The sequence below is a fragment of the Streptomyces sp. NPDC019443 genome (assembly GCF_044389785.1).
In the GTDB taxonomy this organism is placed as follows: domain Bacteria; phylum Actinomycetota; class Actinomycetes; order Streptomycetales; family Streptomycetaceae; genus Streptomyces.
Window position 1 is genome coordinate 196,751 of the sequence record NZ_JBIRYJ010000005.1, and the last position, 19,873, is coordinate 216,623.

Below are 19,873 nucleotides of genomic sequence, written 5' to 3' on the forward strand. Positions count from 1 at the left end.
GCACGGTTCCCTTGTGCGCCCTCAGTCGTCGGCCCTCGGCCCTCGGCCCTCGGCCGTCAGTCGTCGATCGTCAGTCGCCGTAGTCGGACATCGCGTCGATCAGCCGGGCGGACGAGGCGGGCACGACGACACCGTGGATAAGGGACGGCGGCACCGGCGCGGGCACGGCGGCCGCGGGCACCACCCAGTGCGGAGCCATTCGCGCACAGTCGCCGCGCAGCAGGTCCAGGCTGATCTCGGACTCCCGCGGCTCGCGCGGGGCGATGTGCTTCGTCATATCCGCACCGTACGCACCAGGGACTCCCGGAAAAAGGCCTACTATCGGGTAGTTTACGCACTTCAGTCAGGGTGCTCGGACCCGGTAGCGTTAACTGTCAACGCCCCCCCTTCTCAGGAGCGTCCCAGCCGTGCGAATCGCAGTCACCGGCTCCATCGCCACCGACCACCTCATGACCTTCCCCGGCCGCTTCGCCGACCAATTCGTCGCGGAGCAGCTGCACACGGTCTCCCTCTCCTTCCTCGTCGACAACCTCGATGTGCGCAGGGGCGGAGTCGGCGCCAACATCTGCTTCGGAATGGGCCAGCTCGGCACCGGGCCGATTCTGGTCGGCGCCGCCGGGTCCGACTTCGACGAGTACCGCGCCTGGCTCGACCGCCACGGCGTGGACACCGACTCCGTCCGTATCTCGGAGGTCCTGCACACCGCGCGCTTCGTCTGCACCACGGACTCCGACCACAACCAGATCGGCTCCTTCTACACCGGCGCGATGAGCGAGGCGCGCCAGATCGAGCTCAAGTCCGTCGCCGACCGGGTCGGCGGCCTCGACCTCGTGCTGATCGGCGCGGACGACCCCGAGGCGATGCTCCGCCACACCGAGGAGTGCAAGACCCGCTCGATTCCGTTCGCCGCGGACTTCTCCCAGCAGATCGCGCGGATGAGCGGCGACGACATCCGCACCCTCCTCGAGGGCGCCACGTACCTCTTCTCCAACGAGTACGAGAAGGGGCTCATCGAGTCCAAGACCGGCTGGAGCGACGTAGAGATCCTGGACAGGGTCGGCCACCGGGTCACCACACTCGGCTCGAACGGCGTTCGCATCGAGCAGGCGGGCGAGGAGCCGATCGAGGTCGGCTGCCCGGAGGAGGACGCGAAGGTCGACCCGACCGGCGTCGGCGACGCGTTCCGGGCGGGCTTCCTCTCAGGCCTGTCCTGGGGTGTGAGCCTGGAGCGCGCGGCGCAGGTCGGCTGCATGCTGGCGACGCTGGTCATCGAGACGCTCGGCACGCAGGAGTACACGCTGCGGCGGGCTCACTTCATGGACCGCTTCACCAAGGCGTACGGCCACGAGGCGGCGGCGGAGGTCCAGGCCCACCTGAGCTAGCCGCCGGGGCTCCGCCCGGACCCCGCTCCTCAATCGCCGGACGGGCGGAAATTTCAGCCCGTCCGGCGATTGAGGACACTCCCCCTACGCCCCTGCGGGCGTAGGGGGAGTAAGGGGGTCCGGGGGCGGAGCCCCCACCACGCCGCGGGCCCCGCGCATCACGCCAGCCGCCGCACCACGTACGCCGAACCCCGCTCGGCCGGCTCCTCCCTCACGTACTCCTGCCCCCGCATCTCGCACCACGCCGGGATGTCCAGCCGCGCCGCCTCGTCGTCCGACAGGACCGTCACCGTCTCGCCGACCGGCACGTCACCGATCACCTTCGCCAGCTCGATCACCGGAATCGGGCAGCGTTTGCCCCGGGCGTCGACGATCAGGGGTCCCGCCGTGCCCGCCACCGAAGGCGTCACCGGCGCGCCGAGCCGCTCCCGTACTTCCGCCACCACCCCCGGCAGGACCTCCAGGAAGCGGTCCACGTCCTCCTCCGGCGTGCCGAGGGGGAGCGAGACGCGGACATTTCCCTCCGAGAGCACGCCCATCGCCCGGAGCACATGGCTCGGCGTGAGCGTGCTGCTCGTACAGGAGGAGCCCGACGATACGGAGAACCCGGCCCGGTCCAGCTCGTGCAGCAGAGTCTCCCCGTCGACATAGAGACAGGAGAAGGTGACGAGATGGGGGAGCCGGCGCACCGGATCGCCCACCACCTCCACATCCGGGACCAGCTCCGGGACCCGCGCGCGGATCCGGTCCACCAGGGCCCGCAGCCGTACCGCCTCGTCCGCAGCCTCGGCCCGCACCGCCCGCAGCGAGGCCGCCGCGGCCACGATCCCCGGGATGTTCTCGAAGCCGGCCGACCGCCCCGACTCCCGCTCGTCGGCGGGGCCTTGGGATGCGAACCGGACACCCTTGCGTACGACGAGCAGCCCGACCCCCGCCGGACCACCCCACTTGTGGGCGCTTCCCACGAGCAGCGACCAGGCCCCGGCCACCGGCCCCCACGCGAGTGATTGCGCGGCGTCGACCAACAGCGGCACCCCGGCCGCCCGGCATGTCTCGGCGACCTCGGCCACCGGCTGCTCCGTACCCACCTCATGGTTGGCCGACTGCAGGCATGCCAGCGCGGTGTCCTCCCGCAGGGCGGCGGCGTACGCGGCGGGGGAGACCGCTCCTGACCGCTCCACCGGGACCTCGGTCACCGACCGGAAGTCCGCCCCGCCGTCCGCCCCCTCGTACGAGGTCGCAGCATGGAGCACCGAGGAGTGCTCGACCGCGGAAACGACCAGGTGGCGCCCGACACGCCGACGGGCCGCGAGCGCGCCGGAAATTCCCAGGTGAACCGCGCGCGTCCCCGAAGGAGTGAAGACGAGCTCGTCCGGACGGCAGCCCACGGCCTCCGCCGCGGCCTCCCGCGCCGCGTCCAGCAGCAGCCGTGCGCGCCGCCCCTCGCGGTAGAGCCGGGCGGGGTCGGCCCAGCCCTCGTCCAGGGATGCCTGCAGGGCCTGCCGGGCAACCGGGTGCAGAGGAGCGGATGATGCGACGTCGAAGTAAGGCACACTGCCACGCTAACCCCCATACGCGGAGGGGGCGTCAGATGTCCTCCGGAGGCCGGGATTCCAGGGGCGTTCCACCCCTTCGGGGTGTCGGGCGGCGCGTTAAGCACCCTCCCCGCGCGACCCCAAATAGCGTCCAGTAGGGTTTGGTCCGCATAAACATCCAAACCCCTGCCCGCGTCAGGGCCGGCGACCGACCAGCGAGACGGCCGCGGCATGCCGCGCGGGCCGAGACTCTCGGGAAGGCGCTACGTGAGTCCCAACGGCTCCGACCGCTCGTCGCGGCGCCCGATGCGGCGGAAGCTGCTCCAGGTGCTGACCGCGGGCGTGGTCCTGGCGACCGCCTCTGGTTGCACATACAAGGACTTCCCCCGCCTTGGAATGCCCACCCCGGTAACGGAAGAGGCCCCTCGGATCCTCTCCCTCTGGCAGGGCTCGTGGGCGGCAGCGCTCGTCACGGGCGTGCTGGTGTGGGGTCTGATCATCTGGAGTGTCATCTTCCACCGGCGTAGCCGCACCAAGGTGGAGGTACCTCCGCAGACCCGGTACAACATGCCCATCGAGGCCTTGTACACCGTGGTTCCGCTCATCATCGTTTCGGTTCTCTTCTACTTCACCGCGCGTGATGAGTCGAAGCTCCTCGCCCTCGAAAAGCCCGCCCACACGGTCAATGTGGTCGGCTACCAGTGGAGCTGGGGCTTCAACTACGTCGAGAACGTGGAAGGCTCCAAGGGCGACGCCAAGACCAACAAGGAACTGAAGGCCGTCCCGGACAAGTACCGCGCGGACTTCCCGGCGAACGCGGGCGGCGTCTACGACGCCGGCATCCCCGGCACCCGGAACCCCCAGACCGGCAACCCGGGCCCGACCCTGTGGCTGCCGAAGGGCGAGAAGGTCCGGTTCATCCTGACCTCTCGTGACGTCATCCACTCCTTCTGGGTGGTCCCCTTCCTGTTCAAGCAGGACGTCATCCCCGGTCACACCAACGTCTTCGAGGTGACTCCGAACCAGGAGGGCACCTTCCTCGGCAAGTGCGCCGAGCTCTGCGGCGTCGACCACTCCCGGATGCTCTTCAACGTCAAGGTGGTCTCCCCGGAGCGCTACCAGCAGCACCTGAAGGAGCTGGCCGAGAAGGGGCAGACCGGCTTCATCCCGTCGGGCATTGAGCAGACGGACCCGGCCAGGAATGCGGAGAAGAACCAACTGTGAGCATCCTCAACGAACCTCAGGGTGCCGCCGCAGCAGCTGACGACTCGTACGAGAACGAGCTGCCGGTACGGCGCAAGCAGCCCGGCAATGTGGTGGTGAAGTGGCTGACCACCACCGACCACAAGACGATCGGCACGCTCTACCTGGTCACGTCGTTCGTGTTCTTCTGCATCGGCGGCCTGATGGCGCTCTTCATGCGCGCCGAGCTGGCCCGTCCCGGCACGCAGATCATGTCGAACGAGCAGTTCAACCAGGCGTTCACGATGCATGGCACGATCATGCTGCTGATGTTCGCGACGCCCCTGTTCGCCGGATTCGCGAACTGGATCATGCCGCTGCAGATCGGCGCGCCCGATGTGGCGTTCCCGCGGCTGAACATGTTCGCGTACTGGCTCTACCTCTTCGGCTCGCTGATCGCGGTGGCCGGCTTCCTCACCCCGCAGGGTGCGGCCGACTTCGGCTGGTTCGCCTACTCCCCGCTGTCGGACGCGGTCCGCTCGCCGGGTATCGGCGCCGATATGTGGATCATGGGTCTGGCCTTCTCAGGCTTCGGCACGATCCTCGGTTCGGTCAACTTCATCACCACGATCATCTGCATGCGCGCGCCCGGCATGACGATGTTCCGGATGCCGATCTTCACCTGGAACGTGCTGCTGACCGGTGTGCTGGTCCTGCTCGCCTTCCCGGTGCTGGCCGCCGCGCTCTTCGCGCTGGAGGCCGACCGGAAGTTCGGGGCCCATGTCTTCGACGCGGCCAACGGCGGCTCGTTGCTCTGGCAACACCTCTTCTGGTTCTTCGGCCATCCAGAGGTGTACATCATCGCCTTGCCGTTCTTCGGGATCGTCTCCGAGGTGATCCCCGTCTTCAGCCGCAAGCCGATGTTCGGCTACATCGGCCTGGTGGGCGCGACCATCGCGATCGCCGGTCTGTCCGTGACGGTGTGGGCGCACCACATGTACGTCACAGGCGGCGTGCTGTTGCCGTTCTTCTCCTTCATGACCTTCCTGATCGCGGTACCGACCGGTGTGAAGTTCTTCAACTGGATCGGCACCATGTGGAAGGGCTCACTGTCCTTCGAGACACCGATGCTCTGGACGATCGGCTTCCTGGTCACCTTCACCTTCGGTGGACTGACCGGCGTCATCCTGGCCTCGCCCCCGATGGACTTCCACGTCTCCGACTCGTACTTCGTCGTCGCGCACTTCCACTACGTCGTCTTCGGCACCGTGGTCTTCGCGATGTTCGCCGGCTTCCACTTCTGGTGGCCGAAGTTCACGGGCAAGATGCTGGACGAGCGGCTCGGCAAGATCACCTTCTGGACGCTGTTCATCGGCTTCCACGGCACGTTCCTGGTGCAGCACTGGCTGGGCGCCGAGGGCATGCCGCGTCGTTACGCGGACTACCTCGCCGCCGACGGCTTCACCGCGCTGAACACCATCTCCACGATCAGCTCGTTCCTGCTCGGTCTGTCGGTCCTGCCGTTCCTCTACAACGTCTGGAAGACTGCCAAGTACGGCAAGAAGATCGAGGTCGACGACCCGTGGGGCTACGGTCGTTCGCTCGAATGGGCGACGTCGTGCCCGCCGCCGCGGCACAACTTCCTCACCCTGCCGCGGATCCGCAGCGAATCCCCGGCGTTCGACCTGCACCACCCGGAGATCGCGGCGCTCGACCAGCTCGAGCATGCCGGCCACGGCGCCGGCGTCATCGCCGGTGAGAAGGAGGCAGGCAAGTGAGGATCCAGGGCAAGATGTTCCTCTGGCTGAGCGTCTTCATCCTCGCCATGGCCATCCTGTATGGCGTGTGGTCGAAGGAGCCGGCCGGTACCACCGCGCTCTTCCTGGGCTTCGGCCTGAGCATCATGATCGGCTACTACCTGGCCTTCACGGCCCGGCGGGTCGACTCCATGGCGCAGGACAACAAGGACGCCGACGTGGCGGACGAGGCCGGCGAGGTGGGGTTCTTCTCCCCGCACAGCTGGCAGCCGTTCTCCCTGGCCATCGGAGGTGCCCTGGCCTTCCTGGGCGTCGTCTTCGGCTGGTGGCTGCTGTACTTCTCGGCCCCGGTCATCCTGGTCGGTCTCTGGGGCTGGGTGTTCGAGTACTACCGCGGTGAGAGCCAGAACCAGTAACACCGCGTCAGCAGCACACGGGCCGGGCCCGGATCCCCCTCACTCCTGAGGGGGATCCGGGCCCCTCGTTTGGAGTCACCCGGCGCGCCGTTGCAGACCTGTCTTCATAACGTGTGCTTATGAACCAAACGCCGCGCTTCCGCACCGTTCTCAGCTGCACCCTGCTGGTTGTGTCCTTCGGGGCGGCAGCGGCCGCGTGCGGCGACTCCGACAGCCACCCGCTCGCAGCGAAGCCCTTCGACGCGGCGGAGCAGGTCTCCTTCAACACGCCCAAAAGCAGGGCCAAGGTGGACCCCGACAAGCCCCTCGAGGTCACCACCAACGGCGGCGACGGCCGGATCACCGATGTGACGGTCACCGACGACTCGGGCCACCACCTCGCGGGCGAACTCTCCGCGGACGGCGCCCGCTGGCGCTCCACCGCGCCGCTGTCGGCCGGCGTCAAGTACACCGTGAAGGTCTCCACGGAGGACGAGGACGGCGCCCCGGGCGCACGCACGCTCACCTTCGAGACATCCCCGGCCAAGCGGCTGCTGACGGTCAAGTTCGGCCCGAAGGCGGGCACGTACGGCGTCGGCCAGCCCATAACCGCGGAGCTCAGCGCTCCGGTCAAGGCCAAGGAGGCCAGGGCCGTCGTCGAACGCGCCCTGAGGGTCGAGTCCGAGCCCTCCGTGGAGGGCTCCTGGTACTGGGTCGACGACAAGAAGCTGCACTTCCGCCCGAAGGAGTACTGGCCCACCGGGGCGACCGTCAGCGCCACCAGCAACCTCCAGGGCGTCAAGGTCTCCGACAAGATCTACGGCACCGCCTCGGAGCCGCTGGCGCTCACCATCGGGGACCGAATAGAGGCCATAACCGACGCCGGAGCGCACAACATGACGGTCCTGCGCAACGGAGAAGTGATCAACACCATTCCGGTGACCACCGGCAAGCCCGGCTTCTCCACCCGTAACGGAATCAAGGTCGTGCTCGGCAAGGAGTACTTCGTACGGATGCGCGGTACCAGCATCGGAATCGCCGAGGGCAGTTCAGACTCGTACGACCTGCCCGTCTACTACGCGACACGCGTCACCTGGAGCGGAGAGTACGTCCACGCCGCGCCCTGGTCCGTCGGCTCACAGGGGTACGCGAACGTCAGCCACGGCTGCACCGGAATGTCGACCGGGAACGCCGCGTGGTTCTACAAGACCGTCCGCGAGGGCGACATCGTCAAGGTCATCAACAGCCGCGGGAACGAGATGGACACCTTCGGCAACGGCTTCGGCGACTGGAACCTGGCCTGGGACAAGTGGCGCAAGGGCAGCGCCCTGGTGGCCGACACCAGGGACGGCAGCGACCCCACGGCGGCGGCGAGGCTGCGTCCCCAGGTCTGACCGGCCCAGGTCTGGCGGGTCCCGGGTCTGACCGGCCCGGGTCTGACGGGTCCGGGTCTGACGGGTCCGGGACTGACGGGTCCCGGGTCTGACGGCCCTGGTCCTACGCGTCCACGCCGAGCCGGCCGCGCAGCAGGGCGGCCAGTGCGTCCGCGAACTCCACCGGATCGACCGGAAGGGTCACCGCGGCGTCCGCACGGCTCCAGGTGGCCAGCCAGGCGTCCTGTGGGCGGCCGATCAGCAGCAGCACCGGCGGGCAGTTGAAGATCTCGTCCTTGATCTGCCGGCATACGCCCATGCCGCCCGCGGGAACCGTCTCGCCGTCCAGGACGCAGACGTCGATGCCGCCCTCGTCGAGCGCCTTGAGGACAGCGGGCAGGGTCGCGCACTCCAGGAACTCCACCGGCGGTACGTCGGCCGCCGGCCTGCGTCCCGCCGCCAACCGGACCTGCTCCCGGGTGCCCGAGTCGTCGCTGTAGACCAGGACCGTGGCAGTCGCCTGCATTGTTCCTCCGTCGTTGGATCAGGAACCGATGCGCCGGATGCTACTCCGTCCGACTCCCTGTCAACAGCAGTTCGGGCAGTGCTTCGATGGGCCGTTCGGGCTGGACAAAGCCCACTGACACACCGAACGGCACCCCCCGGAGTGAGGGCGGGATAAGCGACCGACATAATGTCGGTCGTGGCGACAGCAACGACAGTAGAAACCGGGCACGCGCACCCGTCGGTCAATCGGCCGAACCTCACCAGCGTCGGAACCATCATCTGGCTGAGTTCCGAGCTGATGTTCTTCGCGGCCCTCTTCGCGATGTACTTCACCCTGCGATCGGTGACGGGTGCCGAGTTCTGGAAGACGCAGGCGGATCACCTGAACTTCCCGTTCTCGGCGACGAACACCACGATCCTGGTGCTCTCCTCCCTCACCTGCCAGCTCGGCGTCTTCGCCGCTGAGCGCGGTGATGTGAAGAAGCTCCGCACCTGGTTCGTGATCACCTTCGTGATGGGTGCGATCTTCATCGGAGGCCAGGTCTTCGAGTACACCGAGCTGGTCAAGGACGCGGGCCTCTCGCTCTCGTCCGACCCGTACGGCTCGGTGTTCTACCTGACCACCGGTTTCCACGGCCTGCACGTGACGGGCGGACTCATCGCCTTCCTGCTGGTTCTCGGGAGGACCTACGCGGCCAGGAGATTCACTCACGAGCAGGCAACCGCCGCCATCGTCGTGTCCTACTACTGGCACTTCGTCGATGTCGTCTGGATCGGCCTCTTCGCCACGATCTACATGATCAAGTAGTGGCGCGGGCAGCTCGCTGCCTGAAGCAGACACAGTCCAGAAGCATCGACGCAGAAGATCCTGACACCGGGGTAATCCGTGAAAAAGCTCTCCGCACGACGACGCCATCCGCTGGCGGCGGTCGTCGTCCTACTCCTCGCGCTGGCGGCTACTGGGGGGCTGTACGCCGCGTTCGCACCCGCGGACAAGGCGCAGGCCGATGAAACCGCCCAGTCACTCGCCATCAAGGAGGGCAAGAAGCTCTACACCGTCGGCTGCGCCAGCTGCCACGGAACCGGCGGTCGGGGCACCTCTGACGGCCCGAGCCTGGTCGGCGTCGGCTCCGCCGCCGTCGACTTCCAGGTCGGCACGGGCCGGATGCCGGCCCAGCAGCCGGGCGCCCAGGTGCCGAAGAAGAAGGTCATCTACTCGCAGAGCGAGATCGACCAGCTCGCGGCGTACGTCGCCTCCCTCGGCGCCGGTCCGATCACGCCGACCGAGAAGCAGTACAGCCCCGAGGGTGCGGACATCGCCAAGGGTGGCGACCTGTTCCGCACCAACTGCGCCCAGTGCCACAACTTCACCGGTGAGGGCGGTGCCCTGACGGACGGCAAGTACGCCCCGAACCTCGAGGACGCGGACCCCAAGCATGTCTACGAAGCCATGCAGACCGGCCCGCAGAACATGCCCTCCTTCCCCGACACGACGCTGCCGGAGCAGCAGAAGCGCGACATCATCGCGTACCTCCACACCGTGAACAGTGGAGAGGCCGAGAGCCCCGGTGGCCTCAAGCTGGGTGGCCTCGGCCCCGTCAGTGAGGGTCTGTTCGGCTGGGTCTTCGGGCTGGGGACACTGATCGCAGTTGCCGTCTGGGTCGCGGCCCACACCGCTAAGGCCAAGAAGTCATGAGTAGCCAAGAGATTCCAGAAGAGAACCTGCCTGCTGAGCAGGACACCGCGCACGGCGCGGTAAAGGTCGCCGACGACCCGTTCGCGGACCCGGGGCTGCCGCCCCACAAGCCGCGCATCCAGGACATCGACGAGCGGGCCGCCAAGCGCTCCGAGCGCGCGGTCGCCTTCCTGTTCACGCTGTCGATGCTGGCCACCGTCGCCTTCATCGCCTCGTACGTCATCTTCCCGGTCGACAAGAACGTGTACATCTGGCCGATCGGCCATGTGAGCGCGCTCAACTTCGCGCTGGGCACCACGCTCGGCATCGCGCTCTTCTGCATCGGCGCGGGCGCGGTCCACTGGGCCCGCACCCTGATGTCCGATGTGGAGATCGCGGACGAGCGGCATCCCATCGCGGCCCCTCCCGAGGTCAGGGCCAAGGTCATGACCGACTTCGCGGCGGGCGCCGAGGAGTCCGGGTTCGGCCGGCGCAAGCTGATCCGCACCACGATGTTCGGCGCGCTGGCGCTGGTGCCGCTGTCCGGTGTGGTGCTGCTGCGAGACCTGGGCCCGCTGCCCGAGAAGAAGCTGCGGTCCACCCTGTGGGCCAAGGGCAAGCAGCTCATCAACATGAACACGAATGAGCCGCTGCGTCCCGAGGACATCGTCGTCGGTTCGCTGACCTTCGCCATGCCCGAGGGCCTGGAGGAGGACAGCCACGACTTCCAGAAGGAAATCGCCAAGGCGGCCCTGATGATCGTCCGGATCCAGCCGGACGACATCAAGGACAAGCGCGAACTCGAGTGGTCGCACGAGGGCATCGTGGCGTACTCGAAGATCTGCACCCATGTCGGCTGCCCGATCAGCCTGTACGAGCAGCAGACGCACCACGTGCTCTGCCCCTGCCACCAGTCCACCTTCGACCTCTCCGACGGCGCCCGTGTCATCTTCGGCCCGGCCGGTCACGCCCTCCCGCAGCTGCGGATCGGCGTGAACGCCGAGGGCAACCTTGAGGCGCTCGGCGACTTCGAAGAGCCCGTCGGTCCTTCCTTCTGGGAGCGCGGATGAGTACTACATCTGATACGAACCGCAAGGCACCCGCGGGTGAGCGGGTCGCCGACTGGGCGGACGGCCGGCTCGGGATCTACTCCCTGGCCAAGGCCAACATGCGGAAGATCTTCCCGGACCACTGGTCCTTCATGCTGGGTGAGATCGCCCTCTACAGCTTCATCATCATCATCCTCACGGGTGTGTATCTGACGCTGTTCTTCCACCCGAGCATGAACGAGGTCGTGTACGAGGGCTCGTACGTGCCCATGCAGGGCATCCGGATGTCCGAGGCGTACGCCTCGACGCTGGACATCAGCTTCGACGTCCGCGGCGGTCTGCTGATCCGGCAGATCCACCACTGGGCGGCGCTGATCTTCGTCGCGGCCATGATCGTGCACATGATGCGCGTCTTCTTCACGGGCGCCTTCCGCAAGCCGCGTGAGATCAACTGGCTGTTCGGCTTCCTGCTGCTGGTCCTGGGCATGTTCACCGGCTTCACCGGCTACTCGCTCCCCGACGATCTGCTGTCCGGTACGGGCGTCCGGTTCATGGAGGGCGCGATCCTCTCCATGCCGATCGTCGGCACGTACCTGTCGTTCTTCCTCTTCGGCGGGGAGTTCCCCGGCGGGGACTTCGTGAGCCGGTTCTACTCGATCCACGTCCTGCTGCTGCCGGGCATCATGATGGGCCTGCTGGTGGCCCACCTGATCCTGGTCTTCTACCACAAGCACACGCAGTTCGCGGGCCCCGGACGTACGAACAACAACGTCGTCGGCATGCCGCTGCTGCCGGTCTACATGGCCAAGGCCGGAGGCTTCTTCTTCCTGGTCTTCGGCATCATCTCGATCATCGCCGCGGTCGCTTCGATCAACCCGATCTGGGCTCTCGGCCCCTACCGTCCGGACCAGGTGTCCACCGGCGCTCAGCCGGACTGGTACATGGGCTTCTCGGAGGGCCTGATCCGGGCCATGCCCGGCTGGGAGATCAACTTCGCGGGCCACACCCTCGCTCTGGGTGTGTTCATCCCGCTGATGATCTTCCCGATGATCCTTGCGGTGATCGCGGTCTACCCGTTCGTCGAGTCCTGGATCACCGGGGACAAGCGCGAGCACCACATCCTGGACCGCCCGCGCAACGCTCCGACCCGTACGGCCTTCGGTGTGGCCTGGCTGACCTGGTACGTCATCCTGCTGATCGCCGGTGGAAACGACATGGTCGCCATCTTCTTCCACCTGTCGATCAACCACATCACCTGGTTCGCCCGGATCGCCTTCTTCGTCGGCCCGGTGATCGCCTTCATCATCACCAAGCGGATCTGCCTCGGTCTCCAGCGCCGCGACCGGGACAAGGTGCTGCACGGACGCGAGTCCGGCATCATCAAGCGCCTGCCGCACGGTGAGTTCGTCGAGATCCACGAGCCGCTCTCGCAGGGCGAGCTGTACAAGCTCACCTCGCACGAGCAGTACAAGCCGGCCGAGATCGGCCCGACGGTCGACGAGAACGGTGTCGAGCGCAAGGTGAAGCTCACGGAGAAGCTGCGGGCCAAGCTCAGCAAGGGCTACTACGGGGGAGACAGCCAGATCCCCAGGCCCACGGTCGAGGAGTACAAGGAGATCACGAGCGGCCACGGCCACCACTGATCCCACCCGGCCGCGAGGTCGCCACAGCTGGAGCCCCGTCCATTCGTCGGACGGGGCTCTTCGCTGTCTGCTGGGCTGGATAGGGTGGACCCATCCCTATTCGGCTGTGGACCCAGGAGTGGACCATGAACGTTGTGACCCCGGTTGGCGGCGACAGCGTGGCGGACCTCTCCTGGCCCCAGGTGCTGAACGCTCTCCTCGACAACCGCGACCAGAGCGCGGAGGCCACCGCGTGGGCCATGGACCGTATCCTCAGCGGCGAGGCGACGAACGCGCAGATCGCAGGCTTCGCGGTCGCCCTGCGCGCCAAGGGCGAGACCGTCGAGGAGATCTCCGGTCTCGTACGGACCATGTACGCGCACGCGAACCTGATCGAGGTGCCCGGGCCGAGCGTCGACATCGTCGGGACCGGCGGCGACGGCGCCAGGACCGTGAACATCTCCACCATGTCCGCGATCGTGGTCGCGGGGACGGGTGCGAAGGTCGTCAAGCACGGCAACCGCGCCGCGTCGTCGGCGAGCGGCGCGTCCGACGTACTGGAGAAGCTCGGCGTCAATCTCGAGCTCACCCCGCAGCGGGTCGCCCAGGTCGCGGAAGAGGCGGGCATCACCTTCTGCTTCGCGGTGAAGTTCCACCCGGCGCTGCGGCATGTGGCGGCCGCCCGCAAGGAGCTGGGCATCCGCACCACGTTCAACTTCCTCGGCCCGCTCACCAACCCGGCGAAGGTGAAGGCACAGGCCACCGGTGTCGCGGACGCGCGGATGGCGCCGATTCTGGCCGGTGTACTGGCCGAGCGCGGTTCCTCGGCGCTGGTCTTCCGCGGCGACGACGGCCTTGACGAGCTGACCACGACGGCGACCTCCCGGGTGTGGGTGGTACGGGACGGGGCGGTTCGGGAGGAGGCATTCGACCCGCGGGACATCGGCATCGGCCTGGTGCCGGTCGAGGCCCTGCGCGGCGCCGACGCCTCGTTCAACGCGGATGTCGCGCGCCGGCTGCTCAGCGGCGAGACCGGGCCCGTACGGGATGCCGTGCTGCTCAACTCGGCGGCGGCTCTCGTCGCGCTGGAGCCGACGGAGGGCACGCTGAACGAGCAGCTGGCGGCGGGCATCGAAAGGGCCGCCGAGTCGATCGACTCCGGTGCGGCCAGAGCGGTGCTCGAGCGGTGGGTTGCCGCGAGCAACGCCTGAGACTGCAGTGGCGTGAGGCAAGGCGTGGTTCGGTTCCTGTCTCAGGAACTGGACCTCGCCTTGCACGCTGTGGGACGTATGGCAGGATGCTCCTCAAGGTCATGAGTGACAGCGATTACGGCCCCGGCTCGCTGTCCGGCAACCCTCCGTCCGTGGCGGGGTGCCCCGGGTGAAGACCAGGCCGTAGGCAGCGAGGTCTGCGGCAAGCGCGGACCCCTGCAAGCCCTGGGGTCCTGGTCCTCAAGGGAGCAGTCTCGTGAGCAAGCGAATGCGATAGGGCTACACGCCCCTTCTTCAGTGCGCCTCCGTGCGGCCGTTGCCGTGTGTTCGAGGCAACCCCTGTGCGCCGAGCGGCCGTTGAGTGCCGATGCACAGGTTCTACCGAAGCCATTCCCCCTTGTCCTGCCGGGAGATACCGCCATGTCCGCACGCCCGAACGCCGCTGCCACCGCGACCGCTGTCGCCCCCGCCGCCACCGCTGATGCCGACCCCGCCTGTGCCGCGCCGCTTCCCGTCCTCGGCCGGGACGTCACCGTCCCGCTCGTCACCGGCGGCGAAGTCACCTACGCCGCACTCGACTACGCGGCGAGCGCCCCGGCCCTGCAGCGGGTGTGGGACGACGTGGCCGCGTACGCCCCGTACTACGGCAGCGTGCACCGCGGCGCCGGGTACCTCTCGCAGCTGTCCACCGACCTCTTCGAGAACAGCCGGGTCACGGTCGCCGAGTTCCTCGACTGCCGCCCGGACGACCAGGTCGTCTTCACCCGCTCCACGACCGACTCGCTGAACCTGCTGGCGGCCGTGATCCCCGCCGACTGCGAGGTCTTCGTCTTCGAGACCGAGCACCACGCCTCGCTGCTGCCCTGGAGGGACGCGCGGGTTACGTATCTGAACGCGCCGCGCACGCCGGAGGACGCCATCGCCACCCTGGAGCGCGCGCTCGCCGAACGTGACCCTTCCCCTCGCTCTTCGAGCTGGGGAGACCCCATCGGCCCGGCGCTGGTCTGCGTGACCGGTGCGTCCAATGTCACCGGTGAGCTGTGGCCGGTGCAGGAGCTCGCGGCCGCCGCGCACGCCCATGGCGCGCGGATCGTGCTCGACGCGGCTCAGCTCGCGCCCCACCACCCGGTCTCCGTACAGGAGTTGGACGTCGACTGGGTGGCCTTCTCCGGGCACAAGCTGTACGCGCCGTTCGGCTCGGGCGTGCTGGCCGGCCGTGCGGACTGGCTGCAGGACGCGGAGCCGTACCTCGCGGGCGGCGGTGCCTCGCGCAAGGTCGCGCGGCGTGCGGACGGTGGCGTGGACGTCGACTGGCACACCACGGCCGCCCGTCACGAGGCCGGTTCGCCGAACGTCATCGGCGTCTACTCCATCGCCTCCGCCTGCAAGGCGCTCACCGAGGCGGGCTTCGACAACCTGGTCGCCCGGGAGCAGCACCTCGTCGCGAAGGTCCGCGCGGGCCTGGCCGAGGTTGCCGAGGTGAAGGTGCTCTCGCTGTTCGGGGACGACTCCCCCTCGCGTTCCGCTGGGGGGACCCCCACGCGGGTCGGCGTCATCTCCTTCGTCGTCGAGGGCTGGAACAGCTCGCACTTCGCGGCAGCGCTCTCGGCGGAGTACGGCATCGGGGTACGGGACGGGCTGTTCTGCGCGCACCCGCTGGTGCGGACCCTGCTGGGCAGCGACCCGCAGGACCCGGGCGAGTGCGGCGCGCCGGAGGCGGAGCCGGGCGAGCGCTCGCTGAACGCGATCCGGGTGAGCTTCGGGGCGGGTACGCCGGACGAGCATGTGGAGCGTTTCGTACGGGCGGTGAAGGAGCTGGTGCGCGAGGGCGCCAAGTGGAACTACCGCACGGAGGACGGCCGCTGCGTCCCGGCCGTGTGACACCGGGCTCCGCCCCGGACCCGAACAAGCCCGCGCCAAAAGGCGCGGGCTTGTTGTGTATGTGGCACTACGCGCTACGAGTCCAGGCCGATCGCGAACGCCGCCTCCAGGTCGTGCTGCGAGTACGTACGGAACGCCACATGCGTGTCCGTGCCCTCGACGCCCTGGATCTTGCTGATGCGGCCCGGGATGACGTCCGCCAGGTCGTCGTGCTTGGCCACCCGCACCATCGCGATCAAGTCGTACGTGCCGGTGACGGAGAAGACCTCGCTGACGCTGTCCAGCGCGGCGATCGACTCGGCGATCTCGGGGATGCGGTCCACGCTGGTCTTGATGAGCACGATCGCGGTGATCACGGTTGGCTTTCTCCCTCGGTGGCCGCTGTTTGGGCCTTCACTCTAGTCGCATGCCGGAATCGTCCCCAGGCGTAGAGAAACCCGGCCCCGAACCCCACCAGATGTGCGAGATACGCGACGCCGGGGCCGCTGCCCGCGCCCTGTGCCGCCAGCCACTGCAGGACGAACCAGAAGATCAGCACAATCCACGCGGGGAAGCGCAAGGGCAGGAAGAAGAGGAACGGAAAGAGACTGGTGACCCGGGCCTTAGGGAAGAGGAAGAGGAACGCGCCGAGCACGCCCGAGATCGCACCGGATCCTCCCACCAGGGTCTGCTCGGAGTCGGCGTTGGCCGCCGCGTAGGCGAGCAGCGCGAGATAGCCGCAGCCCACATAGAAGAGGGCGAACTCCAGCTGCCCCATGCGCTCCTCGGCCATCGCCCCGAAGACGTAGAGGAAGAGCATGTTGCCGAGCAGATGCAGCCAGCTGCCGTGGACGAAGAGGGCGGTGAAAGGGGTGAGGAGCGGGTGGAGGGTGCCGGGTGAGCTGTTCAGCAGTTCCGCCGGGATCACGCCCCAGCGTTCGAAGTACGCGCTCTGGGCGGCGAGCAGTGTGTCACCGGTGCCGTACACAGGGTTGAGGCCTGAGACCGGGCTGAGGAGGAACACCGCACAGCACACGGCGATCACGCCGTATGTCACCGCGGGCCCCGTCACCGCGCCCCGTACCGCAGCTCGTGCCGCGCCCTGCCAACTGATCATGGACAGAGCATGGCGTAGTGGGCCTGAACGGTACAGAGTGCCTCGCCGCGCCATCGGGTCCCGGTGAGGCCGTAGGGTTACGGGCAGTACATCCGCGGTTCGACGGCGCACAGCGGCACCTGGATACGCACGACGAAAGAGGACGGCACGATGACGACGGTTCCCCCGCCGACGGCCGGTACCCGCTGGCGCTGCACGCTCTGCGGCAACCTCACACGCTTCGATGTCACCCGTTCCTCCAAGGTCGTCGAATACGTCCATCTGGACCTGGCCGGAGAGCCGACGGTCGAGGAGCGCGAGGTGGTCAGTGAGACCATCGAGTCGGTGCGCTGCCGTTGGTGCAACGCGGTGGACCAGATCGAGCTGGTGGACAGGCCGGGCGCCGGCTCCTGAGGGAGCGGCCCGAACGGGTAGTGGGGTGACGGATCGTGGAGCAGCCTGCAAGCGGCGCTGAGCCGGCCGGTGCGGCCGGTGACGCCGCCGAGGCGCTCGACCGCCCGTTGCCGGAAGGCGTACGGCGCAGGGTCATGGCGCTGGTCTCGGATGCTTTCGGCGGCCTGACCGTTGCCGAACTTCCGGCCCAGCTGCGGCAGTACGCCCGGTTCACCCCCACCCGGCGCGCCAAATTCGCGGGCAACGCGATGGCCGCCGCCCTCGAGAGCGACCCGGTTTTCCGGCAGCGTATCGGCGAGCGGCTCAGCCATGCCCAGCCGGAGCTGTCCCGGGCGCTGGAGTCCGGATCGCCGCCCGCGGCCGCCGACCCCGTCGATGTGGCGGCCGCCGCCTATGTGCTGCGACCCACCGGATGGGTGAAACTTGTCGCCGCCGCGGGTGAGGAGGCCCAGCGCGCGGACGCCGAGCGCGCCGACGAGGCCGGGCGGCGCGAGCTGGAGCGGCTGCGCGAAGAGCTGACGGAGGCTCGCGGCCTGACCAAGAGCGAGACCGAGCGGCTGCGCACGGAGCTGGAGGCGGCCCGTAAGGAAGCCGAAACGCTTCGCCGAAAGCTGCGCAGCGCCCAGAGCGATGTGAAGCGCGGCGAGGCCGCTCTGCGCCGTAGAGACGCCGAAATCGAAGCCATCAGGTCGGAGGCCGCGGCGCAGGTCTCGGCGGCCGAGAGTGAGAGCCGCCGGCTCAAGGCCCGCCTCGGCGAGGCGGAGGCCGCGCTGGAGGCGAGCCGCCGGGCCGCCCGGGAGGGTCGTTCGATCGAGGACATGCGGCTGCGGCTGCTGCTGGACACGGTACTCGACGCGGCCCAGGGGCTGCGCCGGGAACTGGCCCTGCCGCCCGTCTCCGTCCATCCCGCCGACACGGTCGACGCGGTCGAGCCGGGCCGGATGTCGCCCAAGGACATCGCGGCCCGTGCGCTCTCCGAGTCCGATCCCGCGCTCCTCGACCAACTGCTCGCGCTGCCGCAGGCGCATCTGGTGGTGGACGGTTACAACGTCACCAAGACCGGCTATCCGACGATGCCGCTGGAGAAGCAGCGGCTGCGGCTGCTCGGCGGTCTGTCGGTGCTCGCGGCGCAGACCGGCGCCGAGATCACCTGTGTCTTCGACGGGGCGGAGCTGGCCGCTCCGGTGCTGCTGGCACCGCCGCGCGGAGTGCGGGTGCTGTTCTCCAAGCCGGGCGTGACCGCCGACGAACTGATCCGACAGCTGGTACGGGCGGAGCCGCCGGGGCGGCCCGTCGTGGTGGTCTCCACCGACCGCGAAGTCGCCGACGGAGTGGCGAAGGCGGGCGCGAGGCCCGTCGCGTCCGCCTTGTTGCTGAAGCGGCTTTCGCGCGTCTAGTTAACTGCCGTGCCAAATGCCCGAATTGGCTATTTGTCTGACGGACGTAGTGTCAAGTGGCAATTACTACGCGTGTGATGCAGGTAAAGAAAACGCTCAGCGACCGAGATTTTTCTCGACAGGATTTGAACTGATCACAGGAAGGTCACTAGGGTCGGGCCTCGAACCTTCGCGCGGTTGATCGCTCACCCGGGGCGACAGCGAAGGAACCGCCGAGTTCGTGCAGTTCAGTCCTTTATTTCCCCGTAAGGACCTGAAGTGCGGACGCCGGGGATTCAACCCCCCACAGCCCGGTAGGCGGCTCGAGGAAGAAGGAGCTCGCCTTCGTGGCGTCCCACCGTCGTCCCAAGCAGCCGAGCCGCACCCGTGTGACCGTGCTCACCGCGACCGCCGCCGCGGCCGTTGCCCTGACCTCCCAGGCCGCACAGGCCGACCCGAAGCCGAGCAAGAGCGAGGTCAAGGAGAAGGTCGACAAGCTCTACGAAGAGGCAGAGGCGGCCACCGAGAAGTACAACGGGGCCAAGGAGCAGCAGGGGAAGATCCAGAAGCAGGTCGACGCCCTGCAGGACAAGGTCGCCCGCGGACAGGACGAGCTCAACACCCTGCGCGACGGCCTCGGTTCGGTGGCGAGCGCCCAGTACCGCTCCGGTGGCATCGACCCCGCGGTGCAGCTCTTCCTCTCCTCGGACCCGGACACCTACCTGGAGAAGGCCTCCGCGCTGGACCAGCTGGGCGCCAAGCAGTCCGAGGCGCTGTCGGAGATCCAGGCCAAGCAGCGGACCCTCGCGCAGCAGCGCCAGGAGGCCCAGGACAAGCTTGCCGACCTGGCCAGCACCCGCAAGGAGCTGGGCGAGAAGAAGAAGGAAGTCCAGACCAAGCTCGCCGCCGCGCAGAAGCTCCTCAACTCGCTCACCGCGCAGGAGCGTGCCGCCCTCTCCGCCGACGAGTCGCGCGCCAACCGCGCCAGCTCGCGTGCGGATCTCGGCAACTCGGTCCCCGCCTCACAGCGCGCGGGCGCGGCCTTCTCCGCCGCCCAGAGCAAGATCGGTTCGCCGTACGTCTACGGCGCCTCCGGTCCCAGCTCCTTCGACTGCTCCGGGCTGACCTCCTGGGCGTACGCGCAGGCCGGTGTCTCCATACCGCGCACCTCCCAGTCGCAGGCCAGCGCCGGCACCCGCATCTACTCGCAGGGTGCGCTCCAGCAGGGCGACCTGGTCATCTTCTACGGAGACATGCACCACGTCGGCTTCTACGCGGGCAACGGCCAGGTGCTGCACGCCCCGAAGCCCGGTGCCAGCGTGCGCTACGAGTCGATCAACAACATGCCGTTCCAGTTCGGCGTACGCATCTGACGCCCAATCGGGGGATTTCCCGCGCCTTTAACTGACGTCGCGCCCCGCCGGTGACCTGTGGTCTCC

Annotated in this window: 19 protein-coding genes and 1 riboswitch; of the genes, 14 read left to right on the forward strand and 5 right to left on the reverse strand. The window is 68.1% G+C overall.

Annotation, left to right across the window (positions count from 1 at the left end):
- Positions 1–70: 70 nt before the first annotated feature.
- The gene (locus ACH492_RS18220; RefSeq protein WP_398987689.1) at positions 71–277 is read right to left on the reverse strand and encodes a hypothetical protein; all 207 of its coding nucleotides are present in this window, start codon (positions 275–277) and stop codon (positions 71–73) included.
- Between the two features lie 130 nt (positions 278–407).
- On the opposite strand from ACH492_RS18220, the gene ACH492_RS18225 reads away from it, so the two are divergent.
- Positions 408–1,382 (forward strand): carbohydrate kinase family protein, encoded by a 975-nt coding sequence (locus ACH492_RS18225; RefSeq protein ID WP_398987692.1) that lies wholly within the window; start codon positions 408–410, stop codon positions 1,380–1,382.
- A 158-nt stretch (positions 1,383–1,540) separates the two neighbouring features.
- Here ACH492_RS18225 and ACH492_RS18230 read toward each other — a convergent pair whose 3' ends face one another.
- Positions 1,541–2,935, reverse strand: coding sequence for a cysteine desulfurase/sulfurtransferase TusA family protein (locus ACH492_RS18230; protein WP_398987694.1), 1,395 nt, complete (start codon positions 2,933–2,935; stop codon positions 1,541–1,543).
- 249 nt (positions 2,936–3,184) lie between these two features.
- On the opposite strand from ACH492_RS18230, the gene coxB reads away from it, so the two are divergent.
- The 4 genes from coxB (at position 3,185) to ACH492_RS18250 (ending at position 7,645) form a co-directional block, all read left to right on the forward strand.
- Positions 3,185–4,141: a cytochrome c oxidase subunit II gene (gene coxB, locus ACH492_RS18235; RefSeq protein WP_398987696.1), complete on the forward strand. Its 957-nt coding sequence runs from the start codon at positions 3,185–3,187 to the stop codon at positions 4,139–4,141.
- Positions 4,138–5,877 carry a cytochrome c oxidase subunit I gene (gene ctaD / locus ACH492_RS18240; RefSeq protein WP_398987698.1) on the forward strand — a complete coding sequence of 580 codons (1,740 nt, stop codon included), beginning with the start codon at positions 4,138–4,140 and terminating at the stop codon, positions 5,875–5,877. The genes coxB and ctaD overlap by 4 nt, the downstream gene beginning before the upstream one ends.
- A complete protein-coding gene (locus tag ACH492_RS18245; protein WP_398987700.1) occupies positions 5,874–6,272 on the forward strand; it encodes a cytochrome c oxidase subunit 4 in 399 nt (132 codons plus the stop codon). The genes ctaD and ACH492_RS18245 overlap by 4 nt, the downstream gene beginning before the upstream one ends.
- Positions 6,273–6,391: 119 nt before the next feature.
- A complete protein-coding gene (locus tag ACH492_RS18250; RefSeq protein WP_398987702.1) occupies positions 6,392–7,645 on the forward strand; it encodes an Ig-like domain-containing protein in 1,254 nt (417 codons plus the stop codon).
- A 103-nt stretch (positions 7,646–7,748) separates the two neighbouring features.
- On the opposite strand, the gene ACH492_RS18255 is transcribed toward ACH492_RS18250, so the two are convergent.
- The gene (locus tag ACH492_RS18255; protein ID WP_398987704.1) at positions 7,749–8,150 is read right to left on the reverse strand and encodes a hypothetical protein; all 402 of its coding nucleotides are present in this window, start codon (positions 8,148–8,150) and stop codon (positions 7,749–7,751) included.
- Positions 8,151–8,318: 168 nt separating this feature from the next.
- On the opposite strand from ACH492_RS18255, the gene ACH492_RS18260 reads away from it, so the two are divergent.
- The 6 genes from ACH492_RS18260 (at position 8,319) to ACH492_RS18285 (ending at position 15,569) form a co-directional block, all read left to right on the forward strand.
- Positions 8,319–8,939: a heme-copper oxidase subunit III gene (locus ACH492_RS18260; protein WP_307663977.1), complete on the forward strand. Its 621-nt coding sequence runs from the start codon at positions 8,319–8,321 to the stop codon at positions 8,937–8,939.
- A 78-nt stretch (positions 8,940–9,017) separates the two neighbouring features.
- A complete protein-coding gene (locus ACH492_RS18265) occupies positions 9,018–9,827 on the forward strand; it encodes a c-type cytochrome (protein ID WP_398987706.1) in 810 nt (269 codons plus the stop codon).
- Positions 9,824–10,876 (forward strand): Rieske 2Fe-2S domain-containing protein, encoded by a 1,053-nt coding sequence (locus ACH492_RS18270; protein WP_398987708.1) that lies wholly within the window; start codon positions 9,824–9,826, stop codon positions 10,874–10,876. The genes ACH492_RS18265 and ACH492_RS18270 overlap by 4 nt, the downstream gene beginning before the upstream one ends.
- A complete protein-coding gene (locus tag ACH492_RS18275; protein WP_398987710.1) occupies positions 10,873–12,498 on the forward strand; it encodes a cytochrome bc complex cytochrome b subunit in 1,626 nt (541 codons plus the stop codon). Before ACH492_RS18270 ends, ACH492_RS18275 begins: the two co-directional genes overlap by 4 nt.
- Before the next feature lie 125 nt (positions 12,499–12,623).
- Positions 12,624–13,688 (forward strand): anthranilate phosphoribosyltransferase, encoded by a 1,065-nt coding sequence (gene trpD / locus ACH492_RS18280; RefSeq protein ID WP_398987712.1) that lies wholly within the window; start codon positions 12,624–12,626, stop codon positions 13,686–13,688.
- Positions 13,689–13,785: 97 nt separating this feature from the next.
- Positions 13,786–13,903: riboswitch (SAM riboswitch) on the forward strand.
- A gap of 205 nt (positions 13,904–14,108) precedes the next feature.
- Complete coding sequence (locus ACH492_RS18285; RefSeq protein WP_398987714.1) at positions 14,109–15,569, forward strand: aminotransferase class V-fold PLP-dependent enzyme; 1,461 nt, start codon at positions 14,109–14,111, stop codon at positions 15,567–15,569.
- A gap of 74 nt (positions 15,570–15,643) precedes the next feature.
- Here the strand turns inward: ACH492_RS18285 and ACH492_RS18290 are convergent, their stop codons facing one another.
- A complete protein-coding gene (locus tag ACH492_RS18290) occupies positions 15,644–15,925 on the reverse strand; it encodes an Lrp/AsnC family transcriptional regulator (RefSeq protein WP_307663983.1) in 282 nt (93 codons plus the stop codon).
- Entirely contained in the window at positions 15,922–16,665 is a 744-nt protein-coding gene (locus ACH492_RS18295; RefSeq protein WP_398987716.1) for a rhomboid family intramembrane serine protease, read from the reverse strand. The genes ACH492_RS18290 and ACH492_RS18295 overlap by 4 nt, the downstream gene beginning before the upstream one ends.
- 150 nt (positions 16,666–16,815) lie before the next feature.
- Here ACH492_RS18295 and ACH492_RS18300 point away from each other — a divergent pair, with 150 nt between their 5' ends.
- From ACH492_RS18300 to ACH492_RS18310, 3 genes are all read left to right on the forward strand, one after another.
- A complete protein-coding gene (locus tag ACH492_RS18300) occupies positions 16,816–17,058 on the forward strand; it encodes a hypothetical protein (RefSeq protein ID WP_307663985.1) in 243 nt (80 codons plus the stop codon).
- Positions 17,059–17,093: 35 nt separating this feature from the next.
- Complete coding sequence (locus ACH492_RS18305) at positions 17,094–18,455, forward strand: NYN domain-containing protein (RefSeq protein WP_398987719.1); 1,362 nt, start codon at positions 17,094–17,096, stop codon at positions 18,453–18,455.
- A 326-nt stretch (positions 18,456–18,781) separates the two neighbouring features.
- Positions 18,782–19,807, forward strand: a complete 1,026-nt coding sequence (locus ACH492_RS18310; RefSeq protein ID WP_398987721.1) for an NlpC/P60 family protein — start codon at positions 18,782–18,784, stop codon at positions 19,805–19,807.
- Positions 19,808–19,873: the final 66 nt, after the last annotated feature.